Origin of the sequence: Massilia violaceinigra (assembly GCF_002752675.1) — a bacterium.
Taxonomy (GTDB): Bacteria; Pseudomonadota; Gammaproteobacteria; order Burkholderiales; family Burkholderiaceae_D; genus Telluria_A; species Telluria_A violaceinigra.
In genome coordinates, this window is sequence record NZ_CP024608.1 from 1,619,846 (window position 1) to 1,632,815 (window position 12,970).

General features: G+C 68.0%; 17 protein-coding genes. All 17 read left to right on the forward strand.

All coding sequences use genetic code 11. The features are described from left to right. Nucleotide 1 precedes the first annotated feature (1 nt). The 17 genes from flgG to CR152_RS07275 all read left to right on the forward strand — a co-directional run bounded on the left by flgG (nucleotide 2) and on the right by CR152_RS07275 (nucleotide 12,969). Nucleotides 2–781: a flagellar basal-body rod protein FlgG gene (flgG, locus tag CR152_RS07195; protein WP_099874298.1), complete on the forward strand. Its 780-nt coding sequence runs from the start codon at nucleotides 2–4 to the stop codon at nucleotides 779–781. 3 nt (nucleotides 782–784) lie between these two features. Then, nucleotides 785–1,723: a flagellar basal body P-ring formation chaperone FlgA gene (gene flgA / locus CR152_RS07200; RefSeq protein ID WP_099874299.1), complete on the forward strand. Its 939-nt coding sequence runs from the start codon at nucleotides 785–787 to the stop codon at nucleotides 1,721–1,723. 9 nt (nucleotides 1,724–1,732) lie between these two features. Beyond that, nucleotides 1,733–2,308 carry a flagellar basal body L-ring protein FlgH gene (locus CR152_RS07205; protein WP_099874300.1) on the forward strand — a complete coding sequence of 192 codons (576 nt, stop codon included), beginning with the start codon at nucleotides 1,733–1,735 and terminating at the stop codon, nucleotides 2,306–2,308. Between the two features lie 4 nt (nucleotides 2,309–2,312). Next, nucleotides 2,313–3,437, forward strand: coding sequence for a flagellar basal body P-ring protein FlgI (locus tag CR152_RS07210; RefSeq protein ID WP_099874301.1), 1,125 nt, complete (start codon nucleotides 2,313–2,315; stop codon nucleotides 3,435–3,437). Nucleotides 3,438–3,503: 66 nt separating this feature from the next. Continuing rightward, nucleotides 3,504–3,884 carry a flagellar basal body rod protein FlgB gene (gene flgB, locus CR152_RS07215; RefSeq protein WP_099874302.1) on the forward strand — a complete coding sequence of 127 codons (381 nt, stop codon included), beginning with the start codon at nucleotides 3,504–3,506 and terminating at the stop codon, nucleotides 3,882–3,884. Then, complete coding sequence (flgC, locus tag CR152_RS07220; RefSeq protein ID WP_099874303.1) at nucleotides 3,884–4,321, forward strand: flagellar basal body rod protein FlgC; 438 nt, start codon at nucleotides 3,884–3,886, stop codon at nucleotides 4,319–4,321. The genes flgB and flgC overlap by 1 nt, the downstream gene beginning before the upstream one ends. Further along, on the forward strand, nucleotides 4,318–4,620 hold the full coding sequence (gene fliE, locus CR152_RS07225) for a flagellar hook-basal body complex protein FliE (protein WP_099874304.1): 303 nt from the start codon (nucleotides 4,318–4,320) through the stop codon (nucleotides 4,618–4,620). Before flgC ends, fliE begins: the two co-directional genes overlap by 4 nt. Nucleotides 4,621–4,638: 18 nt before the next feature. Continuing rightward, on the forward strand, nucleotides 4,639–6,090 hold the full coding sequence (gene fliF / locus CR152_RS07230; protein WP_099874305.1) for a flagellar basal-body MS-ring/collar protein FliF: 1,452 nt from the start codon (nucleotides 4,639–4,641) through the stop codon (nucleotides 6,088–6,090). Then, nucleotides 6,087–6,608 (forward strand): hypothetical protein, encoded by a 522-nt coding sequence (locus tag CR152_RS07235; RefSeq protein ID WP_099874306.1) that lies wholly within the window; start codon nucleotides 6,087–6,089, stop codon nucleotides 6,606–6,608. Before fliF ends, CR152_RS07235 begins: the two co-directional genes overlap by 4 nt. After that, the gene (locus CR152_RS07240) at nucleotides 6,596–7,396 is read left to right on the forward strand and encodes a FliH/SctL family protein (protein WP_099874307.1); all 801 of its coding nucleotides are present in this window, start codon (nucleotides 6,596–6,598) and stop codon (nucleotides 7,394–7,396) included. The genes CR152_RS07235 and CR152_RS07240 overlap by 13 nt, the downstream gene beginning before the upstream one ends. Beyond that, entirely contained in the window at nucleotides 7,396–8,706 is a 1,311-nt protein-coding gene (locus CR152_RS07245; protein WP_099874308.1) for a FliI/YscN family ATPase, read from the forward strand. The genes CR152_RS07240 and CR152_RS07245 overlap by 1 nt, the downstream gene beginning before the upstream one ends. After that, entirely contained in the window at nucleotides 8,703–9,161 is a 459-nt protein-coding gene (locus tag CR152_RS07250) for a hypothetical protein (protein WP_099874309.1), read from the forward strand. The genes CR152_RS07245 and CR152_RS07250 overlap by 4 nt, the downstream gene beginning before the upstream one ends. Beyond that, nucleotides 9,161–10,231, forward strand: a complete 1,071-nt coding sequence (locus CR152_RS07255) for a hypothetical protein (protein WP_099874310.1) — start codon at nucleotides 9,161–9,163, stop codon at nucleotides 10,229–10,231. The genes CR152_RS07250 and CR152_RS07255 overlap by 1 nt, the downstream gene beginning before the upstream one ends. Next, nucleotides 10,232–10,636: a flagellar hook assembly protein FlgD gene (locus CR152_RS07260; RefSeq protein WP_099874311.1), complete on the forward strand. Its 405-nt coding sequence runs from the start codon at nucleotides 10,232–10,234 to the stop codon at nucleotides 10,634–10,636. It begins immediately after the preceding gene. 10 nt (nucleotides 10,637–10,646) lie between these two features. Further along, complete coding sequence (locus CR152_RS07265) at nucleotides 10,647–11,828, forward strand: flagellar hook protein FlgE (protein WP_157778368.1); 1,182 nt, start codon at nucleotides 10,647–10,649, stop codon at nucleotides 11,826–11,828. Then, nucleotides 11,828–12,619 (forward strand): FliM/FliN family flagellar motor C-terminal domain-containing protein, encoded by a 792-nt coding sequence (locus tag CR152_RS07270; protein WP_099874313.1) that lies wholly within the window; start codon nucleotides 11,828–11,830, stop codon nucleotides 12,617–12,619. The genes CR152_RS07265 and CR152_RS07270 overlap by 1 nt, the downstream gene beginning before the upstream one ends. Then, nucleotides 12,616–12,969, forward strand: a complete 354-nt coding sequence (locus CR152_RS07275; RefSeq protein ID WP_099874314.1) for a FliM/FliN family flagellar motor switch protein — start codon at nucleotides 12,616–12,618, stop codon at nucleotides 12,967–12,969. Before CR152_RS07270 ends, CR152_RS07275 begins: the two co-directional genes overlap by 4 nt. Nucleotide 12,970: the final 1 nt, after the last annotated feature.

Below are 12,970 nucleotides of genomic sequence, written 5' to 3' on the forward strand. Positions count from 1 at the left end.
TATGAACGATTCACTTTACATTGCCGCCACCGGCATGCACATGCAGCAAAAGAATGTCGACACCATTTCGAACAACCTGGCCAATGTGAACACGCCCGGTTTCAAGAAAGGCAAAGTCAGCTTCGAAGACCTGGTCTACCGCGACATGGGTGGCGCCACCAGCGCCATCGAGGCTGGCGGCCAGCGCCTGTGGCAGGGCAGCGGCGTGGCCATGTCGGCCATCCTCAAGTCTTTCGTCGCCGGCCAGCTCAAGAAAACCGACCTGCCGCTCGACGTCGCCATCGAAGGCGATGGCTTCTTTGAAGTGGTGGCGCAGGAGGGCGTGTCCGCCTTCAGCCGCGGCGGCTCGCTGATGGTCGACAAGGATGGCTTCCTGGCCACCTCCGGCGGCCAGATACTGAAACCGGCCATCCACATCGGCCTCGATGCCAAGGAAATCAGCATCAAGCCCGATGGCCGGGTGCTGGTGCGCACGCGCGACGGCGGCGACAGTCTCGAAGCCGGCCGTATCGAGCTGGTGCGTTTTTCAGATACCACTGGCCTCACGCCCATCGGCGGCAATCTGTACAAGCCGACCGAGCGTTCGGGCGACCCGATTTACGGCCGAGCCGGCGACGAGGGCGTCGGCACCCTGGCCCAAGGCTTCGTAGAAGGCTCGAACGTCAACCTGGTCGATGAAATGGTCGATCTGATGGTGGCGCAGCGCGCCTACGAAAGCAGCGTCAAGATCATCCAGGCATCCGACGAGATGCTGGCAATGAGCAATAACCTACGCAAGTAAGGCATGCAACGCTGGTGCGCCATGGTGGCGCTGGTGTTCTGGACGCCGTACGGCGCGGCCCAGCCGCTCGCGCTCGAACTGCGTCCGGCGGCCCTGCTCGCGCAAGCGCGCGTCACCCTGGCCGACGTGGCCATCGTGGCGGGCGGCGAGCCGCTGGCAACGCTCGAACTGGGCGTGGCACCGCGCATCGGCTATGTCGAGCGCCTGAGCCGCGAGCAGATCGGCCTGATGATCCGGCGCCGCGCCGGCGTGACGCGCGAGATTGCCTGGAGCGGCGCCGCCAGCGTCGCCCTGCAGAGCCAGTCGCAAACGATTGGCTCGGAAGCCCTGGCGCAGGTGGCCGTGCGCAGTGTGCTGGCAGCCTGGCAAGCGCGTTTGCCAGGCATCACGGTGGACCTCGCGGCGCCGCCCGGCGCGCTGGAAGTGCCGTTTGGCGCGATTGAGATCAAGGCGCGCGCGCTGAGCGAGCCACGGCTGGCGGCGCGCATGCCGGTGTGGATCGACATCCGGGTCGACGGCGCCGTGTACCGCTCGCTGGTGGTGGCGCTGAACGTCACGGCGCGCCAGCCGGTGCATGTGGCGCGCCGCGCGCTCGCTGCCGGGACCTTGGCCGATGCCGGGGATTTCGAGCAGCGCGACGAGAATGTCGTCGCCCTCGACGCCATGCCGGCGGCCCCGGCTGCGGCCGGCTGGCGCATGCGCCGGGCGCTGGCGGCGGGACAGATACTGACCCAGGCCAGCTTGCCGCAGCCAGGGATGATTTTTCGCGGTGACACGGTGCGCTTGCTGATTTTGCGCGGCGCCGTTGAAATCGAAGCGCGCGGCGTGGCGCTGGCCGATGCCGCGCCCGGCCAGCCGCTGGCGGTCCGGTTGCCGAATGCCAGCGAGCCGGTCAATGCACGGGTCAGCCCCACCGGGGCTGTCGTGATGGAAATGGAATGAGGAATTGGAATGAGTCGTAAACGGATGATGGTCCTGATCTTGCTCGCGCTGGGCTGCGGCGCTCCCGCGCTTGCCGAAAGCTTGTACAAGCCGGGCACCTATCAGGCGCTGACGTCCGACCTGCGCCAGCGCAAGGCGGGCGACCTGATCACGGTGATGGTGTACGAGACCGCCAGCGCGACCAGCACCGCCGACACCCGCAGCGGACGCGACGCCGATGTCGGGCTGGGCGTGCAAACCCCGCATCGCGGTTATGCCGCCGGTATCCAGGCGCGCAACCATACCGACGGCGGCGGCCAGACCCGGCGCGAAGGCAAGGTGCTGGCGCAGATTACGGTGGCGATCCGCGAAATCACCGAGAGCGGCGACTTGCTGGTGGCCGGCGAACAGGTGCTCGATATCAACAATGAGACCCAGCAAATTTCGGTGGAAGGGCGCATCCGGCCGCAGGACGTGTCCGACGCCAACGTGGTGCTGTCGACCCGCATCGCGAATGCGCGGATTCGTTATTCCGGCCAGGGCGACCTGGCCGACAAGCAGCGTCCGGCCTGGTGGCAGCGCTTTCTGACCCTGTTTGGAATCTAAGGCCATGTTCAAGCGTACCTTACTCCTGGCCGGCTTGCTGGTCCTGTCTCTCTCCGCCGCCGTGTCGGCCTCGGCCGAGACGATCCGCATCAAGGATATCGGCAAGATGGCCGGCTGGCGCGACAATGCGCTCAGCGGCTACGGCCTGGTCACCGGCCTGGCCGGGACCGGCGACTCCTCGCGCAACAAGGCAACCCGGCAATCGATCGCCAACATGCTGTCGCGCTTCGACATCACCATCGGCGCCGACGATGTCCAGAGCCGCAACGTGGCCGCGGTCATGGTCACCGCCACCCTGAGCCCGTTCGCGCGGGCCGGCGACGCCATCGATGTGACGATCACCTCGATCGGCGACGCCCGCAGCCTGGTCGGCGGCGCCCTGATGCTGGCGCCCCTCAAGGGCGCGGACGGCAAGATCTACGCGCTGAGCCAGGGCGCGCTGTCGGTGGGCGGCTACAAATACGACATGAATGGCAACGTGGTGCAGAAAAATCACCCCACCGTCGCCTCGATTCCCGGCGGCGCCACGGTCGAAGTGGGCCTGGTCAACGATATGCGAAGCGGCCGCGACAGCGTTACCTTCGTCCTGTCCGAACCCGACTTCACCACCGCCAGCCGGGTCGCCAGCGCCATCAATGCGCGCCTGGGCAGCTCCGTGGCGGTAGCCCTGGATGCGTCCGGGGTCGAGATCCAGATCCCGGCGGCGCGCCGCAACCGCCTGACCGATTACCTGACCGACATCGAAAACGTGATGGTCGAGCCGGACCGGCGCGCGCGCGTGGTCATCAACGAGCGCACCGGCACCGTGGTGTCGGGCGGCGATGTGCGCATTTCAAAAGTGGTGGTGTCGCACGGCGAACTGAAGGTGTCGATCGTCACCGACAACACCGTCTCGCAGCCGCTGCTGGTGCGCCAGGTGGGGAGCGGAGTGCAGTCGCTGCCGGTGGCCAACAGCCGGGTCAGCGTCGACGAACGCGGCGAGACCGGCTTCGTCGCCCCCAACGATACCACCGTGGCCGACCTGGTGCGCTCGCTCACGCGCCTGAAAACGAATACGCGCGACATCATCTCGATTTTGCGCGCCGTGAAGGCGGCCGGCGCCCTGCACGCCGAACTGATCGTCCAGTAAGTATTTATGCAGCGACCGGCGCAGGCCGGCCTGCGCAACCGTATCCGAACCGTGGAGTATTGAACCATGTTATCCATTATTGACAGCAACGCCAGTGCCTTGCTCAGCCTCGCGCTCGATGCCGCGGGCATGCGCCAGCAAGCCATTGCGCACAACATCGCCAATGTCAACACCCCCGGGCACCAGCGTGTCAGCGTCAGTTTCGAAAGCCGCATGGCGGCGCTGCGCAGCCCCGACGGCCAGGTCGCGTCCCCCTCGCTGGCCGACCTGTCGAACTTCCGTCCGGCCTTCGAGTACGCCCAGATCGGCAGCGCCGACAACGCCGTGGCGCTCGACCAGGAAATGGCGCAACTGTCCGAAACCACCTTGCACCACCAGGCGCTGCTCAAGGCGCTCAACAAGCACTTTTCCCTGATCGGGATGGCCATTTCGGAAGGCAAGCGCTGATGGACTACCACGCCGCCTTCCAGATCAGCGCCAGCGGCATGGCCGTTGAAAAAATGCGCATGGACGTCACCGCCGCCAATATCGCCAACATGAACAGCGCCGGTACATCGGCCTCGTCGGTGTACCAGCCGCAGCGCGTGCTCTCGAGCCCGAATGCGCTCAGCTTCGCCCAGCAGTTCGGCCAGATGACGGCCGTGCAGGGCGGTGGCGTGCGCGTTACCTCGGTCGAGTCGCAGGCGGTGGCGCCGCGCCTGGTCTACGAGCCGGGCCACCCGTATGCCGACCCGAAAGGGATGGTCGCTTATCCCGGCGTCAATCATAGCGCCGAGATGCTGAATTTGAATACCGCGCTGCGCGCCTACGAAGCCAATGTGGCGGCCATGACGGCTGCCAAGGCCATGGCCGCGCGCACGCTCGACATCGGAGGTCAGCAATGAGTATCGATGCCATCGCCGCGGTGGGCGCCGCGGTCCCCGCCGAAACGTTCCTGCCGGCCAGCGCACCGGCCGCGCCGGCCGCCGGCTTTGCCAACTGGTTCGCGCAGGAAGTCGGCGCGGTCAACACCAGCCTGGTCAATGTCGACCAGGAGGTCAGGAAACTGGCCGTCGGCGAGACCCAGAGCTTGCACGAAGTCATGATTCATATGGAAGAAGCGAAACTCTCGTTTCAATTGTTGGCACAGGTACGCACCAAGTTGCTCGAGGCGTACCAAGAAGTCATGCGGATGCAGGTTTAGGAGCCATAAGTGGGATCAATGCAAGAAAAATGGGAAGGCCTCGCGCCACGCGCTCGCACCGGCATCGTTGCCGGCGTGCTGGTGATCGTCGCGCTGATGGCGGCACTCGGCTTCTGGGCCTACCGCACCGAGTATCAAGTCCTGTTCGCCGACATCGCCCCGCGCGATGCGGCCGCCATGACGAGCGAACTCGACAAGATGAAGACGCCGTACCGGCTGGCCGACGGCGGCCACACCATCCTGGTGCCGAAAGAGCTGGTCTACAAGACCCGCCTTCAGCTGATGGGTACCGACGTGCCGCTGCACGGCGCGGTCGGCTTCGAAGTGTTTAACAATGCCGATTTCGGCATGACCGAGTTTGTGCAGAAGGTCAACTATCAACGGGCGACCCAGGGGGAGCTGACCCGCACCATCCTGTCGATCGATGATATCCAGGCCGCGCGCGTGCATCTGGCGATTCCGGAGCAGGGCTTGTTCAAGAAGACCATGACCAAGCCCAAGGCCTCGGTCACCCTGACCATGAAGCCGGGCCGGGTGCTCAGCGCCGAACAGGTGGCCGGCATCCAGCGTCTGGTGGCCGCCTCGGTGCCCGACATCGCCAGCGCCGATGTGACCCTGCTCGACCAGCATGGCGTGGCGCTCACGCGCGTGGCCAATGGCGAGAACCCGGGCGAAGGCGCATCGAGCCAGCTCGACGCCAAGCGCAGCACCGAAGATTACCTGGTCAAGAAAGTGACCCAGGTGCTCGACCGCACCTTCGGCGCCGGCCAGGCCATCGCCAGCGTGGATGTGGTGCTGAACCTGGACCAGAGCAAGGTCACGACCGAAGAAGTGTTGCCAGCCAAGGGCGCCGTCAGCGACGGCAGCCCGACCGGCGTCATGGTGCGCGAGCGCTATACGGTGCGCGAAGGCGACGCCGGCGCCAACGCCCCGGCTGCGGCCAAGGGCGGCAGCGGCAGCACCACCTCCGAGTCCGACTACAACGTCGGACGGCGCGTCGAGCAGTTGGCCGTCGCCAGCGGCACGGTGCGGCGCATGACCATCGCGGTCGTGGTGCGCCAGGCCCTGAGCGACGAACAATTGGCCAGGCTGAAGGAAGTCGTGTCGCTTGCCGCCGGCCTGAACGGCGGGCGCGGCGACGCCATCGTGGTCAACTCGATGCAAACCCTGGTCAGTGCCAGTCCGGCTGCCGATGTTGTGCCGGCCGCGTCGGAACCGGCGACGGCCGCGCCCTTGCCGGCCAAGCGTGGACCGGACGCCGATTCGGCCGCCGTGGTGATCGGCGTGCTGCTGGTCGTGCTGGCGATCGTGCTGGCGGCGGCAGCGCTGGCCTGGCGCGCGTCGCGCCGCCGCGCGCAGCCGGTGCGCACCGCGCTGAGCGACGCCGAGCGGCGCGCGATGCTCGATAACGTGCGCAACTGGATCGACCGTCCGGCCGATGCGGCGCCTGGCCCTGGAGCGCCGCGATGAGCGGCCACCGCCAGGCCGCGCTTGCGCTGTATGGCGTGAGTACCGGCGACCAGGAAGCCATCCTGGCCGAACTGCCTGCGCACGATCAGGAAGTATTGCGCGCCTATCTGGCCGAACTTGCCGAACTCGGTTTCGATGGCGGCGCCGTGCCGGCCCTGGTGTCGACCACGGCTCCGGACCGCGCCCCCGCCAGTGCCGCCGAGCGCTTGCGCGGCGCCGACGCGCACGCGCTGTTCGAGGCCGTCGGCAATGAGCCGGCCAGCCTGATCGCCGCCTTGCTGGCGATCGAAGCGTGGCCGTGGGCGGCCGACCTGCTCGACCTGCTCGCTGCCCCGCAGCGCGCACTGGTGCGCGGCGCGATCGACCGCAGCGGCGCCGTGGCGCCCGAACGCAGCGCATTCCTGCTCGAGGCGGTCGCCGCCGCACTGGCGCGCACGCGCACGCGCAGCGTGGCACCGGCGCTGGTGCGCTCGCCCTTGTCCGCACTGATCGCCAGGGTGTCCGCATGGGTGAAATAATCCGCGCCGCCGCCGTTACCGGCTTGCGCCAGTTGCGCCGTCATCAGGAAGCGCCGGCACGCCCCGCCGCGCCGGCGCCCGCAACCGCAACCGCGCTGGCCGCCACGCTCGCCGCGCCCGCGCCGCGCCCGGCCGCGCCGCCGCCAACGGTGTTGCCGGTGGCCGTGGCGGTGGCTGCGCAACCGGCGCCCGCCGCGCCAACGGCGCCGCTGATGCCGACCTTGCCGGAAGTGCTTGAGGCCGAGCTGAAAAAACTGCGCGCGCAAAACGAGCGCGACTGCGCGGCCGCGCGCGCCGAGGCCGAACGGCGCGGTCATGCCGCCGGCCTGGAACAGGGCGAAGCCGAAGGCCGCCAACTCTTGCAAGCCCAGGTCAGCCGGGTCAAGTCGCTGGCGCTGCAGCTGGTGCAGGCCAAGCCGGCACTGGTCGAGCAGGCCGAAGACGATATCGTCGAGCTGGCGTTCGCCGCGCTGTGCCGCATCCTGGGCGAGCGCGCGGCCAGCCGCGACACCCTGATGCAGGTGGTGCGCGAGGCCGCGGCTGCCACGCGCGAGCGCGAACACGTCGGCATCCGCCTGCATCCGGACGATCTGGCGCTGCTGCGCCAGGGCGAAGATGGACCGGAACCGCATGTGCGCTACAGCGCCGACGCCACCATTGCGCTGGGCGGCTGCATCGTCGACAGTTCCACCGGCACCCTGGACGCGCGCCTGGAAACCCAGATCGAGCGCTTGCGCGCGACCCTGGTGGCGGTGCGCGCCGCCCGCCTGCAGCAGGAAGAGATCTGATGCAAGCCTATCGCGACGCGCTGGCCGGCGCCGAACTGACGCGCCGCACCGGCCGGGTCACCGGCATCGCCGGCCAGAGCATCGAAGCGATCGGTCCGGATGTGACGATCGGTGAAGTGTGCGAGGTCAGCATCGAGGGCGCGGCGCCGCTGCTGGCCGAAGCGGTCGGCATGAAGCCGGGGCGGGTGATCCTGATGCCGTACGGTGAATTGCGCGGCATCGGCGTGGGCAACAGCATTGTCGCGACCGGGCGCCAGGCCGGGGTCGGGGTCGGTCCTGCGCTGCTGGGCCGCGTGATCGATGCCTTCGGCGTGCCGCTCGATGGCGGCGCGGCGCCGCGCACGGTCGCCACGCGCGCGCTCACGGCCGACCCGATCAACCCGCTGACCCGTCCGCGCATCGCCCACCTGCTCGACACCGGGGTGCGCGCGATCGATACCTTGCTGCCGCTCGGGCGCGGCCAGCGCATGGGCATTTTCGCCGGCAGCGGCGTCGGCAAAAGCACCTTGCTGGGCATGCTGGCGCGCGACGTCAAGTCGGATGTGAACGTGATCGCCCTGATCGGCGAGCGTGGACGCGAGGTGCGCGAATTCGTCGAAAAGCAGCTTGGCGCCGAAGGCCTCAAGCGCAGCGTGGTGGTGGTGGCGACCTCGGACCAGCCGGCGCTGGCGCGCACCCGCGCCGCCTACGCCGCCACCGCGATCGCCGAATCGTTTCGCGACCAGGGCCGCCAGGTGCTGCTGATGATGGATTCGATCACCCGCTTCGCCATGGCACGCCGCGAAATCGGACTGGCCGCTGGCGAGCCGCCAACCGCGCGCGGCTATACGCCGTCGGTGTTCTCCGACATTCCAGCCTTGTGCGAACGCTGCGGCACCACCGATTCGGGTGGCGCCATCACGGCGCTGTACACGGTGCTGGTCGAGGGCGACGACTTCAACGAGCCGATCTCGGACATCGTGCGCGCCACCCTCGACGGCCACATCATGCTCTCGCGCGAGCTGGCACACGAAGGCCACTTCCCGGCCATCGATGTGCTGCAAAGTACCAGCCGGCTGGCCTCGGAACTGTGCGGGCCCGAGGACCTGGCGCTGATGTCCTCGGTGGTCGACCTGCTGGCGACCTACGAGCGCAATCGCCAGATGGTCGACATGGGCGCCTACCGGGTCGGCAGCAATCCGGCCATCGACCGCGCCATGCAAGTGTTTCCGGCCTTGCGCGCGGTGCTGCGCCAGTCGGTGCTCGAATCGACCACACGCCAGGATGCGCTGCAGCGCCTGCAGCAGGCGCTCGGCGCAGGGCAGCCATGAGCGGCGCGCGCTTTCGCTATGCGCTCGAACCGATCCTGCTGACGCGGCGCTGGGATCACGACGCCTTGCTGGGCGAACTGGCCGAGCGCAACGTGGCGATCAGGCAGCAGCAGGAAGCGATCGGCGCGCTGCAGGCGCAGTCGGAGCAGCTGGCGCTGGAGTGGGCCGGCGTGTGCGCGTCCGGCCAGGCGCTGCCGGTCGAGCGCTTCGCGCGCACCACGCGCTACCTGTCGCAACTGGCGGGCCAGGTGCGCGCCGAGCAGGCCGCGCTGGCGCAGCTCCAGGCCGGTCGCGATGAGCTGGTCGACCGGGTGATGGCGTCGCAGCGCGCGATCGAGGCGGTCGAAGAGCACCGCGATGAAATGAAAGCCAAGTTTGTACAGCTACGCCTGAGTGGCGATTTCAAAATCGCCGACGATCAATGGAATACCCTTCATGCAGGGACGACAACGTAATGACAGTCAATCTCGATGTGCTCAGCGCGACGGCCAGCCCGGCTGGCGCCCGCCTCGACCGGCGCGACGCCGAGGCACGCCAGGACCGCTGGATGCAGCAACTCGAACGCGCCGCTTTCGACGCCGTGGCCAAACCGGATAATCCACGCGTCCAGCGTGCTGCCGCGCCAGGCGCGCCGGCCGCTGCCAGTCCGCCCCAGGCCCAGGTCCAGGCCCAGGCAGTGAAGCAGGCCGAGGCAGCGAATGCCCAGCCCGCCGCGCACGAGGCCGCGTCCGGCGTCGCCGCGCGCGGCCCCGCTTCCGAAGCGCCGGCCGACGCTTGCGGCCAGCCGCGCGCGAGCGCCGCCTCGCCCGCTGCGCGCGCCGCTGGCACACGCGCCAGCGGCGCGGCGCCGGATGCCGTCCAGGCCGCCCAGCCCGGCCAGCCCGACACCGACGCGGTCCCACACAGCCCAGTGCACGCCATGCTGGCGGCCAGCGCGCCGGCCACGCCGGAGGAAGTGAATCCTGCGCCCGCGGCCGTCGCCACGCCAGCCGCTTTCGTGGCGCAGGCCTACGCGCTCGCTGGCGCCGGCGCGGTGGCGCGCTCGGGGACGATGGCCCCGGGCTCGCCTGCGGCGATGGCGGTCACGGCCGCCAGCGCGGCGCCGGCGGCTGCGCCCGCGTTCGGGTTCGGTCCGTTCGGCGCCCAGCCCGAGGCGGCGCCGGCGGCGCCCCAGGAACAGGCCGAAGCCGGCCACGGCGCGCCCGAGCGGCATGCCGCCGGCGAGCCCGAGCAGTACGCCAAGACCTTGATGCACGTGTATCGCGACAACGACGGCGTGCATGCCTGGTTGCGCGACGCCGCGCTCAGTCAAAACCAGGTGCGGGCCGTGGCCCAGGCCATGGCGGGCGAATTCGCGCGCAGCGGCACGCCGCTGGCGGCCCTGACCGTCAACGGCAGGAAAATTGTCGCCGGCCCCGGCCTGGCCGACGATGCAGAGGAAACCCGCGCTGCGGCCGATGGCGCGCACGACGATATTTTATTGGCGCGCCGTGTCGGCATGCCAGCAGTTCAAGGAGCAGTGTAAATGCCTATCAGTTCGGCAACCGCCGCCGGTTTCAATCCGGCCTCGCAATCGAGCAATATCGGAATTCAGGATTTTTTGAAGATTCTGACCACCCAGCTGAATAACCAGGATCCGCTGAAACCGGTGGACAACCAGGAATTCGTGGCCCAGATCGCCCAGTTCGCCACACTCGAACAGAGTCGTCAGCTCAACAGCAAGATCGACGAATTGCTGTCGGTACAGTCATCGACGCAGTCGATCGGCTTGCTGGGCAAGACCGTCGACATCAACCAGAACGGCTTCATCGTCAGCGGCAAGGTCACCGCGCTGGCGCTGGCATCCGGACAACCGATGATGACGGTCACGACCGCCAGCGGCCAGTTCCAGAGCGATGTCAGCCTGTCGCAGATTATCAATATTCGCTAGGAAACTTCACATGTTCGATTCGATCTCTATCGGTACCTCGGGTCTCTTGACCCATGCCAAAGGCTTGCGCGTTGTCGGCAACAACCTGGCCAACGTCAACACGCCCGGTTTCAAGAGCGCCCAGCTGCAGTTCGCCGAGCTGTTCGACCAGGGCAGCGGCCCCAAGGCGCCGCAGGACAGCCCTCATTCGAATGGCCTGGGAACCGGCGTGGCGTCGCTCGGCTCGAAGATCAACTTCCGTGCCGGTCTCGACCAGAGTACCGGCAACCCGCTCGACCTCAACATCAACGGCAACGGCTTTTATGCGGTTCGGCGCGACGGCGAGATCTTGTACACCCGCTCGGGCGACTTCCGTTTCGATGAAAAGGGCATTCTCGTCAACAGCGCCGGCGACCAGGTGATGGGCCTGGATAGCGGCTCGAAGCTGACCGAGATTTCGCTCGACAAATTCAACAACAGCGCAGCCAAGGCAACCGGCACGGTCAAGTTTCGCGGCAACCTCACGATGACCACGACCACCCCGCCGATTGACGCCAAGGTCAATGCGATTCCCGTGTTCGATGCGAACGGTGTCAGTCAGCCGATCAGTTTGTCGTTCAAGAACAATGGTGGCGGTAACTTCACCATGACGGCGACCAATGCCGCCAACGCCACGCTCAGCACCCAGCAACTGAAGTTCGTCGGCGGCTTGCTCGACCCGGCGCAGGGGCCGCTGACGGTCAACCTGGCCGCCGCCGGCGCCCCGGCGGTGAACGTGAAGCTCGATTTCGCCGGCATCACCTCGACTTCCGAAACGACCACCCTGGCGCCGAACGCGAACGACGGCTATGTGGCCGGGGCCAGGACCGATACCACCATCGATGCCGACGGCAGCGTCCAGGTCCACTATTCGAACGGCCAGACGGTCAAGGCCGCACGCCTGGCGCTGGCCAATTTCGAGGCCGATTCGGCGCTCGAGCAGATCGGCGGCAGCGCGTTCGCGAAGAAGGAAGGTTCGAGCGTCCAGTACGGCTTTGCCGGCACCGATGCCTTCGGCAAGCTGCTGTCGGGGCACCGCGAAGGCTCCAACGTCGATCTGGCGGAAGAGTTCGGTAATCTGATTTTGATGCAGCGCGGCTACCAGGCTTCCTCGCACGTGATCAGTACCGCCAACGACATGATCCAGCAACTGTTCGACATGAAAGGCCGCTGATGTCGGTCCGCCCATTTACCCTGCTCGGCACCAGCGTGCTCGACACCGTGCGCGCGGCCCTGGCCGGCGCCGTGGCGCAGTGGGCCGGCGCCTGGGGCGTTGACCCGGCGCTGGCGACGGTCGAGGTGCTGCGCGCCAGCGAGCGCGGCGCATCCGGTTTTGCCTGGCAACAGTGCTGGAGCGATGCCGGACGCAGCGTGTGGCTGGGCTGGCAGAACGAACTGGGCGCCGACGTGCAGCGCGCCGTGTTCGCGCCCGACCCGGGCTACGCGCCGTCGCTGGCGCGCCTGGCGCCGGCCGGCGCCGAGCTGGCCTTCACGCGCTTGCAGGCGGGCGTGCGCGAGAGCTTGCTGGCCGGCGCCACGCGCGCTGCGGGCGCCATGGCGGCCGTGCCGCCGGCCCTGTTCGCCCAGGGCGGCGGCGCGCTGCTGTTGCGGGTGCGCCTGGGCAAGCAGGCGCTCGACTGCCTGCTCAACGCCGAGGCCGTCAGTGCGCTGGCCCCGGCGCCGGATCAGCCGGTCGCCGCGCTGGCCGCGCTCGACTACCTGCAGGTGCTGCGCGCCGTGCCGGTGACGCTGACGGTGCGTGCCGGCGGCGCCCGGATCGGGCTCGGGAACCTGATGACGGCCGGCGCCGGCGACGTCATTCGTCTCGACAATTCGGTCGACGACACGGTCACCCTGGTCGGGCCGGGCGGCAATGCCCTGTTCGAAGCCTATCTGGGCCAGCGCGACGGCATGGTGGCCGTCGAACTATCGAGTACTTCCTTATCATTGAATGGAGCAGCATGATGCTTAACAAACCGAACAGCACTTCCGACGCCGGCGACAGCCATACCCAGTTCGTCGAGTTGCCCGAACTGACACCCGAGGCGCCGGCCGGTCCGGCTTTGCTGGCGGGCGGGAGCGGACTGCTCGATGGCGTCAAGGTCAGCCTGTCGGTGGTGGTCGGGCACGCCCACACGACCCTGGGCGAATTGCTGGCGTTGAAGCAATCGGCGCTGCTCAAGATCGACCGCGCGGTCGATACCCCGGTCGACGTCATGGTCGACGGCAATGTGGTGGCACGCGGTCAACTGGTGGTGGTCGACGATAACTTCGGCGTGCGCATCACCGACGTCGCACCGGCGCTGCGGGGCTGAT

Excerpts from the sequence above, each read along its gene's own strand:
- CR152_RS07210 (WP_099874301.1), top strand. The coding sequence starts at position 2,313 with ATGTTCAAGCGTACCTTACTCCTGGCCGGCTTGCTGGTCCTGTCTCTC.
- CR152_RS07250 (WP_099874309.1), top strand. The coding sequence starts at position 8,703 with ATGAGCGGCGCGCGCTTTCGCTATGCGCTCGAACCGATCCTGCTGACG.
- fliF (WP_099874305.1), top strand. The coding sequence starts at position 4,639 with ATGCAAGAAAAATGGGAAGGCCTCGCGCCACGCGCTCGCACCGGCATC.
- CR152_RS07245 (WP_099874308.1), top strand. The coding sequence starts at position 7,396 with ATGCAAGCCTATCGCGACGCGCTGGCCGGCGCCGAACTGACGCGCCGC.
- CR152_RS07260 (WP_099874311.1), top strand. The coding sequence starts at position 10,232 with ATGCCTATCAGTTCGGCAACCGCCGCCGGTTTCAATCCGGCCTCGCAA.
- CR152_RS07255 (WP_099874310.1), top strand. The coding sequence starts at position 9,161 with ATGACAGTCAATCTCGATGTGCTCAGCGCGACGGCCAGCCCGGCTGGC.
- CR152_RS07240 (WP_099874307.1), top strand. The coding sequence starts at position 6,596 with ATGGGTGAAATAATCCGCGCCGCCGCCGTTACCGGCTTGCGCCAGTTG.
- CR152_RS07265 (WP_157778368.1), top strand. The coding sequence starts at position 10,647 with ATGTTCGATTCGATCTCTATCGGTACCTCGGGTCTCTTGACCCATGCC.
- CR152_RS07205 (WP_099874300.1), top strand. The coding sequence starts at position 1,733 with ATGAGTCGTAAACGGATGATGGTCCTGATCTTGCTCGCGCTGGGCTGC.
- fliE (WP_099874304.1), top strand. The coding sequence starts at position 4,318 with ATGAGTATCGATGCCATCGCCGCGGTGGGCGCCGCGGTCCCCGCCGAA.
- CR152_RS07235 (WP_099874306.1), top strand. The coding sequence starts at position 6,087 with ATGAGCGGCCACCGCCAGGCCGCGCTTGCGCTGTATGGCGTGAGTACC.
- flgB (WP_099874302.1), top strand. The coding sequence starts at position 3,504 with ATGTTATCCATTATTGACAGCAACGCCAGTGCCTTGCTCAGCCTCGCG.
- flgA (WP_099874299.1), top strand. The coding sequence starts at position 785 with ATGCAACGCTGGTGCGCCATGGTGGCGCTGGTGTTCTGGACGCCGTAC.
- CR152_RS07270 (WP_099874313.1), top strand. The coding sequence starts at position 11,828 with ATGTCGGTCCGCCCATTTACCCTGCTCGGCACCAGCGTGCTCGACACC.
- flgC (WP_099874303.1), top strand. The coding sequence starts at position 3,884 with ATGGACTACCACGCCGCCTTCCAGATCAGCGCCAGCGGCATGGCCGTT.
- flgG (WP_099874298.1), top strand. The coding sequence starts at position 2 with ATGAACGATTCACTTTACATTGCCGCCACCGGCATGCACATGCAGCAA.
- CR152_RS07275 (WP_099874314.1), top strand. The coding sequence starts at position 12,616 with ATGATGCTTAACAAACCGAACAGCACTTCCGACGCCGGCGACAGCCAT.